We start from the raw sequence: 15,166 nt of genomic DNA on the forward strand, positions 1-15,166 counted from the left end.
CCGATGCACGCTCGTCTCATCAGCCTGATCACCCTGCTGGCGCTGACAGTTGTCAGCATCATCCCACAGGGCTGGATGGTCAGCGCGGACACAGATGGCAAGGTGCAATTGGTGCTGTGTACCCCCGACGGCCCAGAGGAGATCTGGATTGATTTTGGCGACACAACCCCTCCTGAGCATGATCAGCAAGACGAGTTAATGCCGTGCCCGTTCACCGGCATCGCCTCTTCGGATGTTTCCGCGTTCGTGCAGATTGTAACGCTGAAGCAAAAACCTCTGCCCACGCCTTGGGCACAATCGGATTTCACGCATCGCAGCGCCGGATTCTATACCCGGTATGATGCCCGCGGCCCTCCCGCTTTCTCCTGACACATCAACATTCTGAATTGTCTGACCAGCTGCCTAGCAGTTGGCATATCTATCTTATGGAGAAATCAATGGTCGATCAAAGCCACGTCGCCATGCGCGACCCCGCAGCCAACCCAAATGCCCTGCCTCAAAAACTCTATTTCGCCGTCTGGCGTTGGCATTTTTATGCTGGCCTCTATGTCATTCCCTTCTTTCTGATGCTCGCCGTGACGGGCCTGATGATGATGTTCATCTCGCAATTCGATGGTCGCGATGGTGAGAAAATAGCTGTTTCCGTTCAAGGTGAAGCGCTAAGCGTTTCACGACAAGCGGACGCTGTGACAGCGGCCGTACCCGGCGCCATCGTCGAATGGATTGGACCCAAGGCAGAGAACCTGGCAACGGTCTTCCGGGTTAAAACTGATGCAGGTCAGCAGATGGTCGCCATTGATCCTTACACCGGCGCTGTGATCCAGACCTGGGACCGCCGGGCTGGCTGGTATGACTTCGCGGACAATCTTCACTCTGATCTGTTGCTGGGCACAGCCGGGGATCGCATGATCGAAATCGCCGCCGGTCTGGGCCTAATCCTGATATTAACAGGCCTATATCTTTGGTGGCCTCGCGGAAATGCAGCATCAATGCTTGTCCCCAACTTCAAAGCGCGAGGACGCGCCTTATGGAAGTCTTTGCATTCGGTTGTTGGGTTCTACATCTCGGCACTTCTGGTGTTGTTTTTAATTACGGGCTTTTCTTGGACTGGCGTCTGGGGCGGCAAGTTAGTTCAAGCTTGGAGCAGCTTCCCAGCAGCAAAGTGGGACAATGTGCCCTTGTCTGATGACACCCATGCCAGCATGAATCACGGCAACCAGAATGATGTGCCTTGGGCGCTGGAACAGACTCCTATGCCTGCCTCTGGATCAGATGCAGGCATTCCGGGCCTGGCAGAAGGTGCACCGGTCAACATAGACACACTTGTCGCCTTTGGTGCGTCAATGGGAATGGAGGGGCGTTTCCGGATAGCCTACCCCAACGGAGAAACGGGTGTCTGGACGATGAACCGCGACAGCATGAGCAGCGATTCGAACGAACCCACAACTGACCGCACCATTCACATTGACCAATACACCGGCAAAATTCTGGCTGATGTGAAATATGAGGATTACTCCGCCATGGGGAAATTCATGGCGCTTGGCGTGCCGTTTCACATGGGCCTGATGGGCACGTGGAACTTCGTGCTGAATGTGGTGTTCTGCCTGTCGGTGATCTTTGTCTGCATCTCTGGAGTTGTCATGTGGGTCATTCGCCGCCCTTCAAAGGCAACCCGTTTGGCCGCCCCGCCAGCACCAGCGGAAATGCCGTTTTGGAAGGGGGCTGCTTTGATTGCAATTTTGGTGTCTATCGCCTTCCCACTGTTGGGCCTGACACTTCTCACGGTTCTGGCGTTTGACGTCCTAATTCTGAGCAATCTGCCTGCGCTTAAGCGCGCCTGCAGCTAAGCGCTTTCAAAGTTTAGGCGCGCAGGGTCTTGTGGCTCTGCGTGCCTCATTCATTCCGGCTCAACTCCCCCTTGGCCTTTTGGCTTGAACCTCGTAACAGGGAGGGAAGAGGACACGCCGAATGAGAAAACAAGCCATGAACCGCGACTGGATTGCCACCGCCCGCACGCTGAGCGAAGCCCTGCCTTATCTGCAACGGTACGATGATGCGATTGTCGTCATCAAACTGGGAGGTCACGCCATGGGCAGTGACGAGGCGATGGAAACCTTCGCACGTGACATCGTTTTAATGCAGCATGTTGGCGTTAACCCGGTTATCGTGCATGGCGGTGGACCGATGATCAATCAGATGCTGGATAAGCTTGAGATCACATCCGAATTCGTAAACGGCAAGCGCGTGACTGACGAAGCCACAATGGAAGTGGTTGAGATGGTCCTCTCGGGCCGTGTCAATAAACGAATTGTTCAAGCGATCAATCAACAAGGCGGCAAGGCTGTCGGATTGTCGGGCAAGGATGCCAATCTGATTACATGTGACGCGACCGATCCGGCACTTGGGCTGGTGGGCACCCCGTCCGAGATTGATCCAAGCATTCTGCAAACCCTATTCAAGGATGACACCATTCCGGTGATCGCCCCCTTGGGTGCTGGCCGAAATGGCGAGACATATAACATCAATGGAGACACAGCCGCTGGGGCTATTGCTGCCGCCCTGACTGCTGACCGGCTGTTGCTGCTGACCGACATCGACGGCGTGCGCAACGCCGAGGGCGATGTGGTGACTGAACTGACCTCACAAACTATCCGAAGTATGATTATCGATGGCACCATTGCTGGTGGCATGATCCCCAAGACTGAAACAGCGCTTGCGGCCATTGACGGCGGCGTGCGGGCGGTTGTTATCCTGGATGGTCGCGCGCCCAACGCGACCTTGCTTGAACTTTTCACCGACCACGGCGCAGGTTCAATGATCCGGGCAGGTTGAGGGCATTTCGACGAAAGTGCCTAAGCCAGCCATAGCTTATGCGGCTGGCGCGCCTTCCGCAGAAACCTCAGAAATCCAGTCTTTGAATTTCGTTACATTTGGATCGTCCCACTTGTCCCTTGAACCAATGAGCGCATACCGCCCATGCGGCTCTTCACACTTCATATGTTCAAGCGGCAGAATGAGCGTACCCAACTGAAGCTCCTCTCGGCACAGGGCCATATCTGCCATAACAATCCCCGCGCCCATGACCGCGGCCTTGGTTGCCATGTCAAGATTTGGGAATGCCTCCCCTTGGCTGGGATCGAAGCCTTCGACATTGAATTCCCTTGCCCAGGTTTTCCAATCTTCGCGTCTGGGGTTTTCGTGCAAGAGCGTGAAATTCTTGAGATCCTGAGGGCTAGAAAGTGACTGTTGTCCCTTCAACAGATTCGGTGCACAAGCCGGAGACAGGTAGGATGAAAACAGTGGCAGCACCACAATATTAGGCGACCGCCCCGGCATATGCTCAACCGATATTCCAAGGTCGTATTCTGAGGTGTCAAAACCCTTCGCTCCATAAAAATCGGTCGTTAATTTGATGCGGACCTCAGGATGAAGTTCCCGAAAGCGCTCTAACAGCGGAAACAACCAGCGGATCGACAAAGCAGGCGGGCATATGATCCGCAATTCAAATGCGGAGGCTGAGATGTGACCACATTTTTCGGCCATCGCTTGGAAGGACTCTGTCAATACAGGCAACAAGTCATGGCCAGCAGTGGTTAATTCAACTCCCTTATGATTGCGGTGAAATAGCTTCAAACCCAGATGTTCTTCGAGCAGTTTTACATGCCGACTAACGGCACCGCGCGTGACAAAAAGCTCATCCGCAGCAGCAATAAAGCCATTGTGGCGTGCCGCTGATTCAAAAGCACGCAATGCATTGAGTGGGGGTAGTTTCATCTTGCTTTTGGATCAGTTTTTCTAATCCAATGTATGAGAAACCTTGGTTTGAAAGCAAGTATATTCTTATCGTATTTTTCTCCTATAAACTGATTATGGGTTGATATAATGGAAAATACTCTTCGCACCTGCTCGAAGTTTTCTTTTAAACTTCAATCGAATTCACTTCGAACCATTTCGAACTTTTTTAAAAAACATCACGCATTACGGTGGAAGACTCGCCTCGAAAAACAGCTCGAACAAGACTTGTATCGACTGTCAGAAACGTCACCCCATTTGATAGATGATGTTGGGTTTGTCGACGTCGTTTATGCGGACACAAAACAAGTGAACAGCTCATTTGAAATCGATCTAAGTGCTCGCGGTTAACAGCCAAAAGATCCAAGCAATCCACCAAGGCAATTTACGCTCGCTGCCTGAGACATCATCCAAAGTTCTTCCTTGCTCAAATTCCCTTGTGACTTAAGTTGCGAGCAATGGAACACGAAGCACTGATCAGATTGGGCGTTTTTCTGGGGTTGTTTGCCCTCTTTGCCCTTATCGAATCCGCTGCGCCACGCAGGCGTCGCCTTCAGCCGCGCACGCAAAGGTGGTTCACCAACTGGGCCATCGTTGTGATTGACACTTTGCTCTTGCGCGCGTTGGCAATTGCGATGCCGCTTTTGGCCGTGGGTGCAGCAATTGACACGCAAGCGCAGGGTTTTGGTCTGTTCAATCTTATCAACATGCCGCTGTGGCTTGCTGTGATCCTGACAGTTCTGATCTTTGACTTTGCCATTTGGGCTCAGCACCTATTCACGCACAAAATCCCGATCTTGTGGCGGTTCCACCGTGTCCACCATGCTGACCGCGACATTGATGTCACCACCGCAATCCGATTTCACCCGGTGGAGATCGCTTTTTCAATGTTGTTGAAAATCGGGCTGGTTTATCTGCTGGGCCCACCTGCACTGGGCATTGTTCTGTTCGAAATCATCCTCAATGGCACGGCAATGTTCAACCATGCCAACATCCGCCTGCCCTTGCCGATTGATACCGCCCTACGCCGTTTTCTGGTCACGCCTGACATGCACCGTGTTCATCATTCCGATCTGCGCGAGGAACACGATAGCAATTACGGCTTTGCCCTGTCGATCTGGGACAAAATCTTTGGCACATATATTGCACAACCGGGCAAAGGCCATGATGATATGACGATTGGCCTGCGCTGGCAGGATGACAGACCGTCCAAACTGGGGTGGAGCTTATGGCTACCGTTTCGAAAACTGTAACTTACGCCGCCGCTGAGGCCGCCGCCAAGCTCAATGGTCTTGGGATCATGGGGGCGTTGCATGAAGACGGCAGTACAATCTTGCTGCTGGGACCCGGCAAAGAGTTTTGGGAGATTTTCAAGCTAAGTCCGGAATTGAACGATGGCGCAGAAGACCCATTTAACCGCTGGTCTGAACGTATCATCGGCCACATGGCTGATACGTTGGGGGCTAAGGCCCGCTTCCCCTTTGGCGGCCCTCCTTACGAGCCTTTCCTACGCTGGGCAATGGACTCGGGCCGCGCTTGGCAAAGCCCTGTCGGCATGCTCGTGCATGACGAGGCAGGTATGATGATCTCGTTCCGTGGAGCGTTGCATTTCAGCTACGAAATCGACCTTCCCGCACCCCCAGCCGCGTCACCTTGCGAAACCTGTGAAACGCAGCCTTGTGTTTCTGCCTGCCCTGTTGGAGCGCTCAGCGATCAACATTTCTATAAGATCGACGCCTGCCATGCCTATCTGGATACGCCAGCGGGACAAAGCTGCATGAGCCACGGCTGCATTGCACGCCGCGCCTGCCCTGTAAGCCAGTCCTTTGATCGCAACCCCGCGCAATCCGCCATTCACATGAGGTATTTTCACCGCTCATGACCAAACGCCTGATCCTGATGCGCCATGCCAAGTCCAGTTGGGACAACGCCCTACTGGATGATTTTGCCCGCGCATTAAATGGCCGAGGGCGCACCTCAGCCAAGGCCTTGGGAGATTGGATACGGCAGAAATCCTATCTGCCTGATCAGGTGCTCTGCTCAAGCGCGGCACGCACACGTGAAACTTTTGCCGGACTGAAAGTCATGGCGGATACAGCTTTCGTTGACACTCTCTACCATGCAAGCGCCGACCAGATGATGCGTACACTTCAGCGCGCGACTGGATCAGCGGTTTTGATGATCGGCCACAATCCCGGCATCAGTTGGTTCGCCGCGCAGCTTGTTTTAACCCCGCCGTCACATACCCGATTTTCGGACTATCCAACGGGTGCGGCAACGGTGATCGATTTTGATATCGCAGAGTGGGCAGAGCTGCGCCCCGCCACCGGGCAAGTTGTCGATTTTGTAATCCCCCGCGAATTGACGGGTTAAGATTTAGCGAGAGGCATAGAGCGCAATCGCCGCCGCATTGGAAACATTCAGTGACCCAAATTCACCAGCAAAGTTGATCTTGACCAGTTGGTCGCAGGTTTCCTTGGTCTTCTGACGCAGACCCGGCCCCTCGGCTCCCATGACCAAGGCCACTGGTCGATCACGTCGCCCTTCAAGAGCGGTTTCGATAGTGTCCTCTGCTGTGCCATCCAAACCCAGAACGATGTAGCCCATGTTCTGCAGTTCAACGATGGCATCCGCCAGATTACGCACCCGCAGGTATGGCTGTCGTTCCAACGCGCCGCTGGCTGTCTTGGCCAAAGCCCCGGTTTCCGGAGCTGAATGGTGACGCGGAGCTACAACAGCGCAGGCGCCCAGCACCTCGGCAGAGCGTAGAATCGCCCCCACATTGTGCGGATCCGTCACGCGATCCAGCATCACAACGCGCGGCGGCATCGTACCGTCACCAAGACAGCAGTCAGCCAACCCGCCCCAATTGAGCGGCTTCACTTCCAACGCAGCCCCCTGGTGCACTGATTGTGGATCCAGTGGCGCTGAAAATTTGCGCGCATCGGCCAATTCTGGCTCGATCCCGGAAAAAGCCACGTCTTCCGCCAGCTTATCGGTGGCATTTCGCGTCAGAATCAGCCTCAGCTTCTCCCGCGCAGGGTTTCGCAAAGCATCCCGCACCGCATGCAGCCCAAAAAGCCAGACGGTTTCCGCCGCGCTTGCCCGTTTTGCCTGCTCTTTATCAATCACCCAGCGGGGTTTTTTCGTGGCCATTGTTCACCTTTCGCATCAGATCGCGACATTGCTTACAAGTGGGGTGCAGTGCAAGGCATTTTCGTCTTGACGGGGGGCTTGGGCGCTTCTAAATACGCCCTCACGTCAGATGCAGTGCATCAGACAGTGGGCGACAGGCCGCAAGGTGTGGCAGGGGACTGTAACTCCCTCGCGGAGACGCACGCCTGGTTCGATTCCAGGGTCGCCCACCACTCAGTCTTCCTAAAACCGCCGACACCTGGCATGCATTCAATAGTGTTTATTTTTCCGTTAGTTGCGAGGTTTAAGAGCGCCTGAGACCTCAAAGTTGGGCTCTGTTCAGGGTCAGTTTACAGCAAATTATGGGAAAGTCTCAGCAGGGCAACTGCGTGTGAGGTCTTGTGCCAGCCACATGGGACTCAGCGATGCGGGAACCCAAGTATCTCTCGCTGCATAACCCAGTCCAGCGGTAATTCAGGAAGATCGCGCAAGGCTTTTGCGCTGAGATTAGCTGGTTGACGGCCTTCGAGAATCGCCGTCGAAATGTCGGGTGCAAGCCAGGCGAGCGGCAGGATCCGGCTGACAGATCCGCTTCGTAACCTTTCCCGCTCCGTGATCTGCTGAATGGAGGATGCTTTTCCATCCAGAAGTTCGCGCGCCCAACGTCTGGCATCTGCTACAAGTGCGATGAGGGTGCGATCCGCTTGAGGGGCATCCTCCGGTTTGATGATAATCGGTTTCGCACGACCGTTCTGGCGTTTTTTGAACGGGACGTCGCATGTAGCAGGTATCGGAACGCAGGGCTGATCCGGGCCCAACAGAGCATGGAGATTTATCCGGATGCGCAACCGATCCTTATGTGCATCAATTCGGTCGATCAACCCGACAAGGCTCTGGGCTTTAGTATTGCTGTCGCGCGTGGCGAGCGCCGCGCACCATGATTCCGCCGCCTGCAGGATGTCGGAGATCGAGACGTCTTCTCCCCCGGCCCCTATTGTCCGATCTGACAGCCAAGTCTTGTTGCTCATGCAATCTTCGAGGCTGCTGAATACAAGTCGCTCGATCTCCTTTGCAGGCAAACGCTCGACGCCATTGCGATCTTCGGCGCCTGATTTGCTGGAGGTGTAATACCAATAGCGTTTCATCAAGGTCACCCCCTCCCGCCTGGTGGACTTGCTGGCGTAGGTCGTGCGCATGACCCGGCCTTTTGAATCGAACAGCAAGCCATCCAGTGGACGCTTGGCGGGCTGCCGAGCGGCAACGATCTTCTTGCCGCCATGGTCGCCCAACTGTGTCTGTACCTGTGCCCAGGTTGCATCGTCGACAATGGCCTCATGCAGACCGTCATGCAGATCTTCTTTGTGCCGCACCTTGCCGACGTAGATTGGATTGCGCAGGATGTTGTAGAGCGCACCACGTGAAAGCGCCTTGCCACCAGTAACGCGCCCATGCCGGTCTGTCCGACTTTTGCTGACAACACTCAATTCATTCAATCGCACAGACAATTGTCGCACCGATCCAGCGGCCAGATAATCTGAAAAGATCGTCCGCACCGCTGCAGCTTCCCTCTGGTTCACCACCAGCGCCTTGTCCCTGACATCATAGCCTAGGGGCACAGCCCCACCCATCCACATGCCCTTACGTTTTGAAGCTGCAACTTTGTCTCGAATACGCTCGGCCGTCACCTCGCGCTCAAACTGCGCAAAGGACAGAAGCACATTCAGCGTCAGACGGCCCATCGATGATGTGGTGTTGAACGCTTGCGTAACTGATACGAACGACACCCCTACCCCGTCAAACACATCGACCATCTTGGCAAAGTCAGCCAGTGACCGTGTCAGGCGATCAACCTTGTAGACCACGATGACATCAATCCGACCGCCTCGAACATCGTCTAGCAACCGACTGAGCCCTGGGCGGCCCATAGAGCCGCCCGAGAACCCGCCATCGTCGTAGTGCTCCGAAAGCTCCGACCATCCTTCGTGTTTCTGACTCAGAATATAGGCGGCACAGGCTTCGCGCTGCGCGTCGAGCGAGTTGAAGTCCTGTTCCAGCCCCTCCTCGGTCGACTTGCGCGTGTATATTGCGCAGCGCTGGCGGATCATGATTTGACCTCCTCGCGCAACCCGAAGAACTTGGGCCCGTTCCTGTTGGTCCCTGTCATTGCGCGCGCCACGGCCGAGAGCGAAGAATAGCTCTGACCGTTCCAAATGGCACCGCCTCTCGCTGTTATCAGCACCTCATGGGTGGTCCCGCCCCAGTCCTTTAGGATGCGGGTACCGTCGCAAACCGATCGGCCCGGTGCAGCTTCAACACGCTTGTTGGCCCCGGTACCGCTCGTGCGCCTGATGATCCGGTTCCAATCTCGTCGGGATCTGGCTGCCTCACAACCCTGTGCGTTAGATTGAGCTTCCCAGGCAAGGGCCAGCCGCATGAGGCGTGCCGTGAACGTCCTGGGTGGATCAGAACCTTTGATTTCTGCCCAAAGCCACCGAAGCGTGGCAGCGTCCGCGTTTTCCAGTTGGCTGCACTCAATCGTTTCGACGATCGGGCTCATTTCAATGCCTCGGCAGGCAGAAGACGATAACGCGTCGCTTCGTCGGGCCGGTCCAGTTCAATCGTCACTCCTGGCTGCCGCAACCGTGAGATCGCGGCACGGACCGAGTGTGGCTGCCAATTGAAGCATTTCTGAATCTGTGCGATCGTAACCCCGGTCGGACGAGACAACAGATTTTGCAAGTTCTCTGTTTTGGTTTTGCCAATCTGCTTTGGTGGTTTGAATCTCGTCTTAATTCTCGTTGGTGGGCAATTCGCTGGTTCTTCCAAACCTCTGCTTTGATCTCGCATTCTGGTCTCCATCTAAACAACAGTGCTTGCGCGCCCTGTACCGGCCAAAGCCCGGAAATTCGGGCAGGAAACTTGAGTATTGGGTGACACCAGTGACGCTCACAATGGCTGTGAAGTCCAGTGGAAGGTAGCAGACCCGACAATCTGCGCCCGGTATGAGTCAATGTTGGCGACCTGGCTCACAAGTGGTAGAATACTCCCCAAAGCCGACCTCCTTACAGACCGCAGAGAATGACGGATTGAGCCCAATCGAGACCGTCGTGAACCCCGCAGCATCGCTTAGAAATGGGCGGGTAACTGACTTTCGCTGCCTCACGTTCCTATAATCGCTATGCGGACAAATTTACGATTCGCGTCTTAGGGCGCAATGACGGCTCTCAACCCGAAGCAGACCTTGGTTCTGAATGCCGCCAATGGCCGCTAAGAGCCCAAAGATCCGATTGCTGCACCTTGCATTAATAACGTCAACCACTGAAAGCCGACATTGACGGCAGTACAGATGGCACACACCAGACTTTCACTCGAAGGTAGAGTTGCTTATCTTAAACGCATATTCCGCGACTGTGAAACGCAACTTTTTAAATTGGCGCAGTGTGAAATTGCCGGATCCACGTGCATCTGAGAATGATGACTAGTCTCCGCGAATGACGTTCCTAACGAACAGGTAGAAGATGCCCTAGAAATAGTTTCTGTTGAATACTTCGTGCCGCACTATAGTAGCAAAAGGCTTATTTTAGAGAGGGGCAGGTTAACTGAGAGCTGCAGACAAAATCAATGTTACTAATATCTAAGCACATATGATGGTTCGATATTGTACTGCCTAAGCCTTAGTGGTGTACTTGTTAAATAATCACGAAGAGTTAATATTGTCGCATGACAAATTGGCGGCCTTCCCGAGATTCACTTCTTTCCCCACTTCATGTTAGCCTTGCTGCGTCGATTGCGAATGCAATCGAAGATGGCCGATTGCCACCTGGTGAGCAGTTGCCAACGCATCGTAAGCTTGCTGATGATTTAGGGTTAAGCGTAAACACCGTTAGCAAAGCTTATGATGTTTTGCGTAGGCAAAATCTCATTGATGGACAGATTGGTCGTGGTAGTTATGTCATTGATGCGGCCAGTTCCGATGATCAGCCTTTCAAGCTTGAGTCAGAACCAGACAACCAGTTTGACATGTCGATATCGCGCCCTCTGTTTAATCGACAACATGTTGACGCAATGCATGCCGCGCTCAAAGACATGCAGAGCAATCTGAACCCTGCATTGTATTTGTCTACGCGTCCAAATCTTGGGCATGAAACGCATCGGAAAACCGGGGTGAAATGGTTGTCGCATTGCGGCCTTCAGGCCAAGCCGAATTCTATCATAATGACCAATGGTGTGACCCATGGGATGTCAGCAGCCTTATCTGCCATCATGCGCCCCGGCGATGTCATTATGTCAGATATGATCACCCACCATTTGATGGCATCCAGCGCAGTGTATTTTGGTTATCGACACTTTGGGCTTGAAACGGATGAATATGGCATCTGTCCTGATGCTTTGGAAAGGGCATGTATCGAAAAATCACCCAAGGCTTTGTATATGCTGCCATCTTTGGCAAATCCAAATGTCCATATGATGCCCGAATTCAGGCGGCGCCAAATCGCCGAGGTTGCGCGTAAACATGGGCTGTACATTATTGAAAATGATGCGTTCGGCCCAGTCGCAGCGGATCGGCAACTTCCGATTTCATCATTGATCCCTGACCTGTCGATCTACCTCACGACCTTCACAAAATGCACCGTCAGCGGGTTGCGGGTTGGCTATGCAGTTGTTCCGGATCATTTGATGCCAGCAATGACGGCTCGCTTGATTGTGTTTGGTTGGATGGCGACGCCAATTATGTGCGAGCTTGCAACTCGTTGGGTAGAAGACGGGACGGCTCTTGCCCTGGCGGAATGGCAAAGACGTGAAATCGCCAAACGGCATGAAATCGCGACTCAGGAGCTGGCCGGTCTGAATTGGACAGGCCATCCCGCCAGTCTACATCTATGGTTGAAACTTTCCGGAGACTGGGATTCGAACAGTTTTGTGGCTCATGCACGTGAGTTGAATGTAGTGGTCGCACCAGAAAGCCCATTTCTTTCTCCGAAGGCAATTCCCCAAAATGCAGTACGGGTTTCGGTGGGCAGCATTCGCGAAAAAGAAAGGTTTCGTCAGGGGCTTAAGTTGTTGGTTGGGTTGTTAGGCCGCCCTCGAGAACCGATGCCGCAAGTCTCGTTTTGATATTGTAGTACGACAATAAAAAAATTGACATGCGATACAATTTTTAGGAATTGATGGGTCATTCACACCGAAACAAGGTGATATCTGGGAGGATATGATGACCGATACTGCACATTTGTCTTTGCGCTTTGGCGCGTCCATCGCGGCCGCATTGCTAGCCGCTGGCGTGGCACACGCCGATAACTGGCGTTATGCCATGGAGGAAGGGTTGACCGACCCGCAAGGCCTGTACGCCACCAAGTTCAAAGAGGAAATCGAAGCCAACTCTGACCACACGGTTCAAATCTACCCTGTGGGATCGCTTGGAGAATCGGCCGATGCTATGGAGCAGGCCCAAGCTGGATTGCTACAATTCATCGACCAGTCACCAGGCTTCACCGGAGCATTGATTCCTGAAGCCGAAGCCTTTCTGGTGCCCTACATCCAGCCGACCGATCCGCAAGAAGTGCGTAAATTCTTCAAGGAAGGTGTCGCAGTGAACGAAATGTTCCACGACATCTATCGTGAGCAGGGTCTGGAATTGCTATCAGTGTTCCCGGAAGGTGAAATGGTTGTCACCACGATGGAAGAGTTCCGTACGCCAGAAGATCTGGCGGGGATGAAAATCCGCACCATGACATCCCCATTGCTGCTGGAAACCTATACAGCCTTTGGCGCTTCTCCAATTGCCATGCCGTGGGGTGAACTGATCGGGGGGCTGAAGACCAAGATGGTTGACGGGCAAGAAAATCCCACGATCTGGATCGAAGCTTATGATCTGGATAACCTGACCAATGTCATGACCTATACCGGTCATGGACAGTACACCACCGCAGTGATGGCCAACGCAGATTTTTACGACGCACTGAGCGATGAAGACCAAGAGCTTGTCCAAAACGCATCGCAGGCTGCCCTCGACTATATTCTTGATGTCGCCGTCGAGTTGGACGCCACAGGGTTGTCGAAAATCCAGGAAACCAACCCGGGCTACACAATCAATCGACTGACTGAAGAAGAGCGTGCTGTTTTCAAAGAGCGTGCCGCAGCGGTCGAAGCCGCGTTTATTGAGCGGGCAGGTGAGCGGGGCGCTGCGATCCTAGAGCAGATGAAAAAGGATCTTGCTGCAGCCCAGCAGTAATGCCGCGCGTTCGGCATACATCGTGATCGCGATGTGATTGTCCAAAACATACTTGCGGGCCGTGGAAAAACGCTCAGGCCCGCAAGTCAGCACGCAAAAGCTACCACTCCGTTCACTCTGCACTTACTCGGGAGAGAAATTATGAGCGACACGTCGCGAAAACGCTCGGGTCTCACCGGGATTATTGACCGCATTGATTCAGGTATCGCCGGGCTAGAACGATTCATCATGGCCACCGGTGTTATCTTGATGGCAGTCAACACCATTGCGAATGTCATCAGCCGGTTCGTATTTAACCATTCCATTATCTTCGCCGAAGAGTTGAACAGCATTTTCATATTGTTGGTTACATTTGCCGGGATCGGCTACGCCGCGCGCCATGGTCGACATATTCGGATGTCTGCAATTTCGGATGCGTTGCCAGAGCGGGCCCGTAAAATCCTGATGATTGTGATCACTGCTGTCACGGCAGCGATGTTGTTGGTGTTGGCTTGGTATTCCGTTCAATACATCATGAGCATGTACGCCAAGGGCCGGGTGTATCCTGCACTCGGGATTCCGGTTTACCTAAGCTATCTGTGGGTGCCAGTTGGTCTGTTTGTCACGGGCGTTCAGTACGCACTGACCTTTCTCAAAAACCTACAGGAACGGGAAATCTATCTGTCCACTGATCTACGTGAAGCAGATGCCCAAGAACTAGAACTGGAGCTTTAAAGATGGCACTTTTGATGTTTTCCGCAATGGTCGTCCTTCTGCTCCTTGGGTTTCCAATGATGGTGCCCCTGATTGCGGGCGCGTTTATCGGCGTAATGGAGCTTTTTGGGACAATCGACAAAACAGAATTCATGGTCCAGCAAATGCTTGGCGGTATCCGCCCCTCGTCTTTGATTGCGGTGCCCATGTTTATCTTGGCCGCCGACATCATGACGCGCGGCCAATCCGCAGGACGGCTGATCGATATGGTCATGGCTTTTGTCGGTCACGTCCGCGGCGGCCTGGCGGTCAGCACCGCCTCGGCCTGTGCCCTGTTCGGGGCGGTGTCCGGTTCTACTCAGGCTACCGTTGTAGCCGTAGGCACGCCATTGCGGCCACGTATGCTGAAAGGGGGATACAAGGATTCCTTTGTGCTGGCGCTTATCGTGAACTCAAGTGACATTGCCTTCCTCATCCCGCCCAGCATCGGCATGATTATTTACGGCGTTGTGGCCAAAGCCTCCATCCCAGAGCTTTTCATTGCGGGGCTTGGGCCCGGATTACTTATCCTGTTCATGTTCTCCGTCTACAGCATGATCTATGCCAAGATTAACGATGTGCCGACGGAACCAGCAGCGACATGGTGCGAGCGTGCGAATGCCGTGAAACGCGCCTTGTGGCCTTTGGGTTTCCCGGTGTTGATCATCGGCGGTATTTTCTTTGGCATCTTCAGCCCGACTGAGGCTGCGGCAATCAGCGTGGCCTATGCGGTTTTCCTAGAGGCTGGTGTTTTCCGGACAATGAAAATCAGCGACCTGTATCAGGTCGCCCTATCGACCGGTATGGTCACGGCGGTAGTTTTTATCCTCGTCGGTGCAGGTGCCGCGTTCGCATGGGTCCTGTCATTCGCGCAAATACCTCAACAAATTCTGGGCGCGCTTGGAATCGATGAAATGGGTCAGATCGGCGTGCTGTTCACTATCGCCATTGCGTTCTTCGTCGGCTGCATGTTCGTAGATCCAATTGTTGTCATCCTGATCTTTGTTCCGATCTTTGCACCTGTGGTTGAAAAAAATGGCATCGATCCAATTCTAGTTGGTACCTTGGTGACATTGCAGGCCGCCATCGGCTCAGCCACGCCACCATTTGGTTGCGACATCTTCACAGCCGTGGCCGTGTTTAAACGCCCGTATCTGGAAGTGATCAGAGGAACGCCACCCTTTGTTCTAATGCTGCTGAGTGTTTCGGTTCTGATGATCTTTTTCCCGCAGGTCGCACTGTTCCTGCGCGATGTTGCCTTTGCCAAATAAGGAG

General features: G+C 53.7%; 15 protein-coding genes and 1 tRNA gene. 11 read left to right on the plus strand and 5 right to left on the minus strand.

Annotation, left to right across the window (positions count from 1 at the left end; all coding sequences use genetic code 11):
- Window positions 1-3: 3 nt before the first annotated feature.
- The 3 genes from ROA7450_RS15710 (at window position 4) to argB (ending at window position 2,832) form a co-directional block, all read left to right on the plus strand.
- A complete protein-coding gene (locus ROA7450_RS15710; RefSeq protein WP_234999556.1) occupies window positions 4-369 on the plus strand; it encodes a DUF2946 domain-containing protein in 366 nt (121 codons plus the stop codon).
- Between the two features lie 68 nt (window positions 370-437).
- Window positions 438-1,847 (plus strand): PepSY-associated TM helix domain-containing protein, encoded by a 1,410-nt coding sequence (locus ROA7450_RS15715; protein ID WP_234999557.1) that lies wholly within the window; start codon window positions 438-440, stop codon window positions 1,845-1,847.
- Between the two features lie 121 nt (window positions 1,848-1,968).
- Window positions 1,969-2,832, plus strand: a complete 864-nt coding sequence (gene argB, locus ROA7450_RS15720) for an acetylglutamate kinase (protein WP_085806891.1) — start codon at window positions 1,969-1,971, stop codon at window positions 2,830-2,832.
- A gap of 36 nt (window positions 2,833-2,868) precedes the next feature.
- Here argB and ROA7450_RS15725 read toward each other — a convergent pair whose 3' ends face one another.
- Window positions 2,869-3,774, minus strand: a complete 906-nt coding sequence (locus tag ROA7450_RS15725) for a LysR substrate-binding domain-containing protein (protein WP_085806892.1) — start codon at window positions 3,772-3,774, stop codon at window positions 2,869-2,871.
- Window positions 3,775-4,250: 476 nt separating this feature from the next.
- Between ROA7450_RS15725 and ROA7450_RS15730 the strand changes: the two genes are divergently transcribed.
- From ROA7450_RS15730 to ROA7450_RS15740, 3 genes are read left to right on the plus strand one after another with little or no spacing between them, the layout of a single operon-like run.
- Window positions 4,251-5,045, plus strand: a complete 795-nt coding sequence (locus ROA7450_RS15730) for a sterol desaturase family protein (RefSeq protein ID WP_085806893.1) — start codon at window positions 4,251-4,253, stop codon at window positions 5,043-5,045.
- Complete coding sequence (locus ROA7450_RS15735) at window positions 5,021-5,674, plus strand: ferredoxin (protein ID WP_085806894.1); 654 nt, start codon at window positions 5,021-5,023, stop codon at window positions 5,672-5,674. The genes ROA7450_RS15730 and ROA7450_RS15735 overlap by 25 nt, the downstream gene beginning before the upstream one ends.
- Window positions 5,671-6,165, plus strand: coding sequence for a SixA phosphatase family protein (locus tag ROA7450_RS15740; RefSeq protein ID WP_085806895.1), 495 nt, complete (start codon window positions 5,671-5,673; stop codon window positions 6,163-6,165). Before ROA7450_RS15735 ends, ROA7450_RS15740 begins: the two co-directional genes overlap by 4 nt.
- Window positions 6,166-6,168: 3 nt before the next feature.
- On the opposite strand, the gene rlmB is transcribed toward ROA7450_RS15740, so the two are convergent.
- Window positions 6,169-6,948, minus strand: coding sequence for a 23S rRNA (guanosine(2251)-2'-O)-methyltransferase RlmB (gene rlmB / locus ROA7450_RS15745; protein ID WP_085806896.1), 780 nt, complete (start codon window positions 6,946-6,948; stop codon window positions 6,169-6,171).
- A 128-nt stretch (window positions 6,949-7,076) separates the two neighbouring features.
- Between rlmB and ROA7450_RS21010 the strand changes: the two genes are divergently transcribed.
- Window positions 7,077-7,160, plus strand: a tRNA-Tyr gene (locus ROA7450_RS21010).
- A gap of 186 nt (window positions 7,161-7,346) precedes the next feature.
- On the opposite strand, the gene ROA7450_RS15750 is transcribed toward ROA7450_RS21010, so the two are convergent.
- From ROA7450_RS15750 to ROA7450_RS21440, 3 genes are read right to left on the minus strand one after another with little or no spacing between them, the layout of a single operon-like run.
- Window positions 7,347-9,032 carry a recombinase family protein gene (locus tag ROA7450_RS15750; protein ID WP_085806897.1) on the minus strand — a complete coding sequence of 562 codons (1,686 nt, stop codon included), beginning with the start codon at window positions 9,030-9,032 and terminating at the stop codon, window positions 7,347-7,349.
- Window positions 9,029-9,484 (minus strand): DUF2924 domain-containing protein, encoded by a 456-nt coding sequence (locus ROA7450_RS15755; RefSeq protein ID WP_085806898.1) that lies wholly within the window; start codon window positions 9,482-9,484, stop codon window positions 9,029-9,031. The genes ROA7450_RS15750 and ROA7450_RS15755 overlap by 4 nt, the downstream gene beginning before the upstream one ends.
- Window positions 9,481-9,786 carry a DUF3489 domain-containing protein gene (locus tag ROA7450_RS21440; protein WP_085806899.1) on the minus strand — a complete coding sequence of 102 codons (306 nt, stop codon included), beginning with the start codon at window positions 9,784-9,786 and terminating at the stop codon, window positions 9,481-9,483. The genes ROA7450_RS15755 and ROA7450_RS21440 overlap by 4 nt, the downstream gene beginning before the upstream one ends.
- Before the next feature lie 861 nt (window positions 9,787-10,647).
- On the opposite strand from ROA7450_RS21440, the gene ehuR reads away from it, so the two are divergent.
- The 4 genes from ehuR to ROA7450_RS15780 all read left to right on the plus strand — a co-directional run bounded on the left by ehuR (window position 10,648) and on the right by ROA7450_RS15780 (window position 15,162).
- Window positions 10,648-12,042 carry a MocR-like ectoine utilization transcription factor EhuR gene (gene ehuR, locus ROA7450_RS15765; protein WP_085806900.1) on the plus strand — a complete coding sequence of 465 codons (1,395 nt, stop codon included), beginning with the start codon at window positions 10,648-10,650 and terminating at the stop codon, window positions 12,040-12,042.
- 97 nt (window positions 12,043-12,139) lie between these two features.
- The gene (dctP, locus tag ROA7450_RS15770; protein WP_085806901.1) at window positions 12,140-13,159 is read left to right on the plus strand and encodes a TRAP transporter substrate-binding protein DctP; all 1,020 of its coding nucleotides are present in this window, start codon (window positions 12,140-12,142) and stop codon (window positions 13,157-13,159) included.
- 141 nt (window positions 13,160-13,300) lie between these two features.
- Window positions 13,301-13,873: a TRAP transporter small permease gene (locus ROA7450_RS15775; protein WP_085806902.1), complete on the plus strand. Its 573-nt coding sequence runs from the start codon at window positions 13,301-13,303 to the stop codon at window positions 13,871-13,873.
- A gap of 2 nt (window positions 13,874-13,875) precedes the next feature.
- On the plus strand, window positions 13,876-15,162 hold the full coding sequence (locus ROA7450_RS15780) for a TRAP transporter large permease (protein ID WP_085806903.1): 1,287 nt from the start codon (window positions 13,876-13,878) through the stop codon (window positions 15,160-15,162).
- The last annotated feature ends 4 nt before the right edge of the window (window positions 15,163-15,166 follow it).

Source organism: Roseovarius albus, assembly GCF_900172335.1.
GTDB classification, from domain to species: domain Bacteria; phylum Pseudomonadota; class Alphaproteobacteria; order Rhodobacterales; family Rhodobacteraceae; genus Roseovarius; species Roseovarius albus.

Excerpts from the sequence above, each read along its gene's own strand:
- ROA7450_RS15715 (WP_234999557.1), top strand. The coding sequence starts at position 438 with ATGGTCGATCAAAGCCACGTCGCCATGCGCGACCCCGCAGCCAACCCA.
- ROA7450_RS15725 (WP_085806892.1), bottom strand. The coding sequence starts at position 3,774 with ATGAAACTACCCCCACTCAATGCATTGCGTGCTTTTGAATCAGCGGCA.
- rlmB (WP_085806896.1), bottom strand. The coding sequence starts at position 6,948 with ATGGCCACGAAAAAACCCCGCTGGGTGATTGATAAAGAGCAGGCAAAA.
- argB (WP_085806891.1), top strand. The coding sequence starts at position 1,969 with ATGAGAAAACAAGCCATGAACCGCGACTGGATTGCCACCGCCCGCACG.
- ROA7450_RS15740 (WP_085806895.1), top strand. The coding sequence starts at position 5,671 with ATGACCAAACGCCTGATCCTGATGCGCCATGCCAAGTCCAGTTGGGAC.
- ROA7450_RS21440 (WP_085806899.1), bottom strand. The coding sequence starts at position 9,786 with ATGGAGACCAGAATGCGAGATCAAAGCAGAGGTTTGGAAGAACCAGCG.
- ehuR (WP_085806900.1), top strand. The coding sequence starts at position 10,648 with ATGACAAATTGGCGGCCTTCCCGAGATTCACTTCTTTCCCCACTTCAT.
- ROA7450_RS15755 (WP_085806898.1), bottom strand. The coding sequence starts at position 9,484 with ATGAGCCCGATCGTCGAAACGATTGAGTGCAGCCAACTGGAAAACGCG.
- ROA7450_RS15710 (WP_234999556.1), top strand. The coding sequence starts at position 4 with ATGCACGCTCGTCTCATCAGCCTGATCACCCTGCTGGCGCTGACAGTT.
- dctP (WP_085806901.1), top strand. The coding sequence starts at position 12,140 with ATGACCGATACTGCACATTTGTCTTTGCGCTTTGGCGCGTCCATCGCG.
- ROA7450_RS15750 (WP_085806897.1), bottom strand. The coding sequence starts at position 9,032 with ATGATCCGCCAGCGCTGCGCAATATACACGCGCAAGTCGACCGAGGAG.
- ROA7450_RS15735 (WP_085806894.1), top strand. The coding sequence starts at position 5,021 with ATGGCTACCGTTTCGAAAACTGTAACTTACGCCGCCGCTGAGGCCGCC.
- ROA7450_RS15775 (WP_085806902.1), top strand. The coding sequence starts at position 13,301 with ATGAGCGACACGTCGCGAAAACGCTCGGGTCTCACCGGGATTATTGAC.
- ROA7450_RS15780 (WP_085806903.1), top strand. The coding sequence starts at position 13,876 with ATGGCACTTTTGATGTTTTCCGCAATGGTCGTCCTTCTGCTCCTTGGG.
- ROA7450_RS15730 (WP_085806893.1), top strand. The coding sequence starts at position 4,251 with ATGGAACACGAAGCACTGATCAGATTGGGCGTTTTTCTGGGGTTGTTT.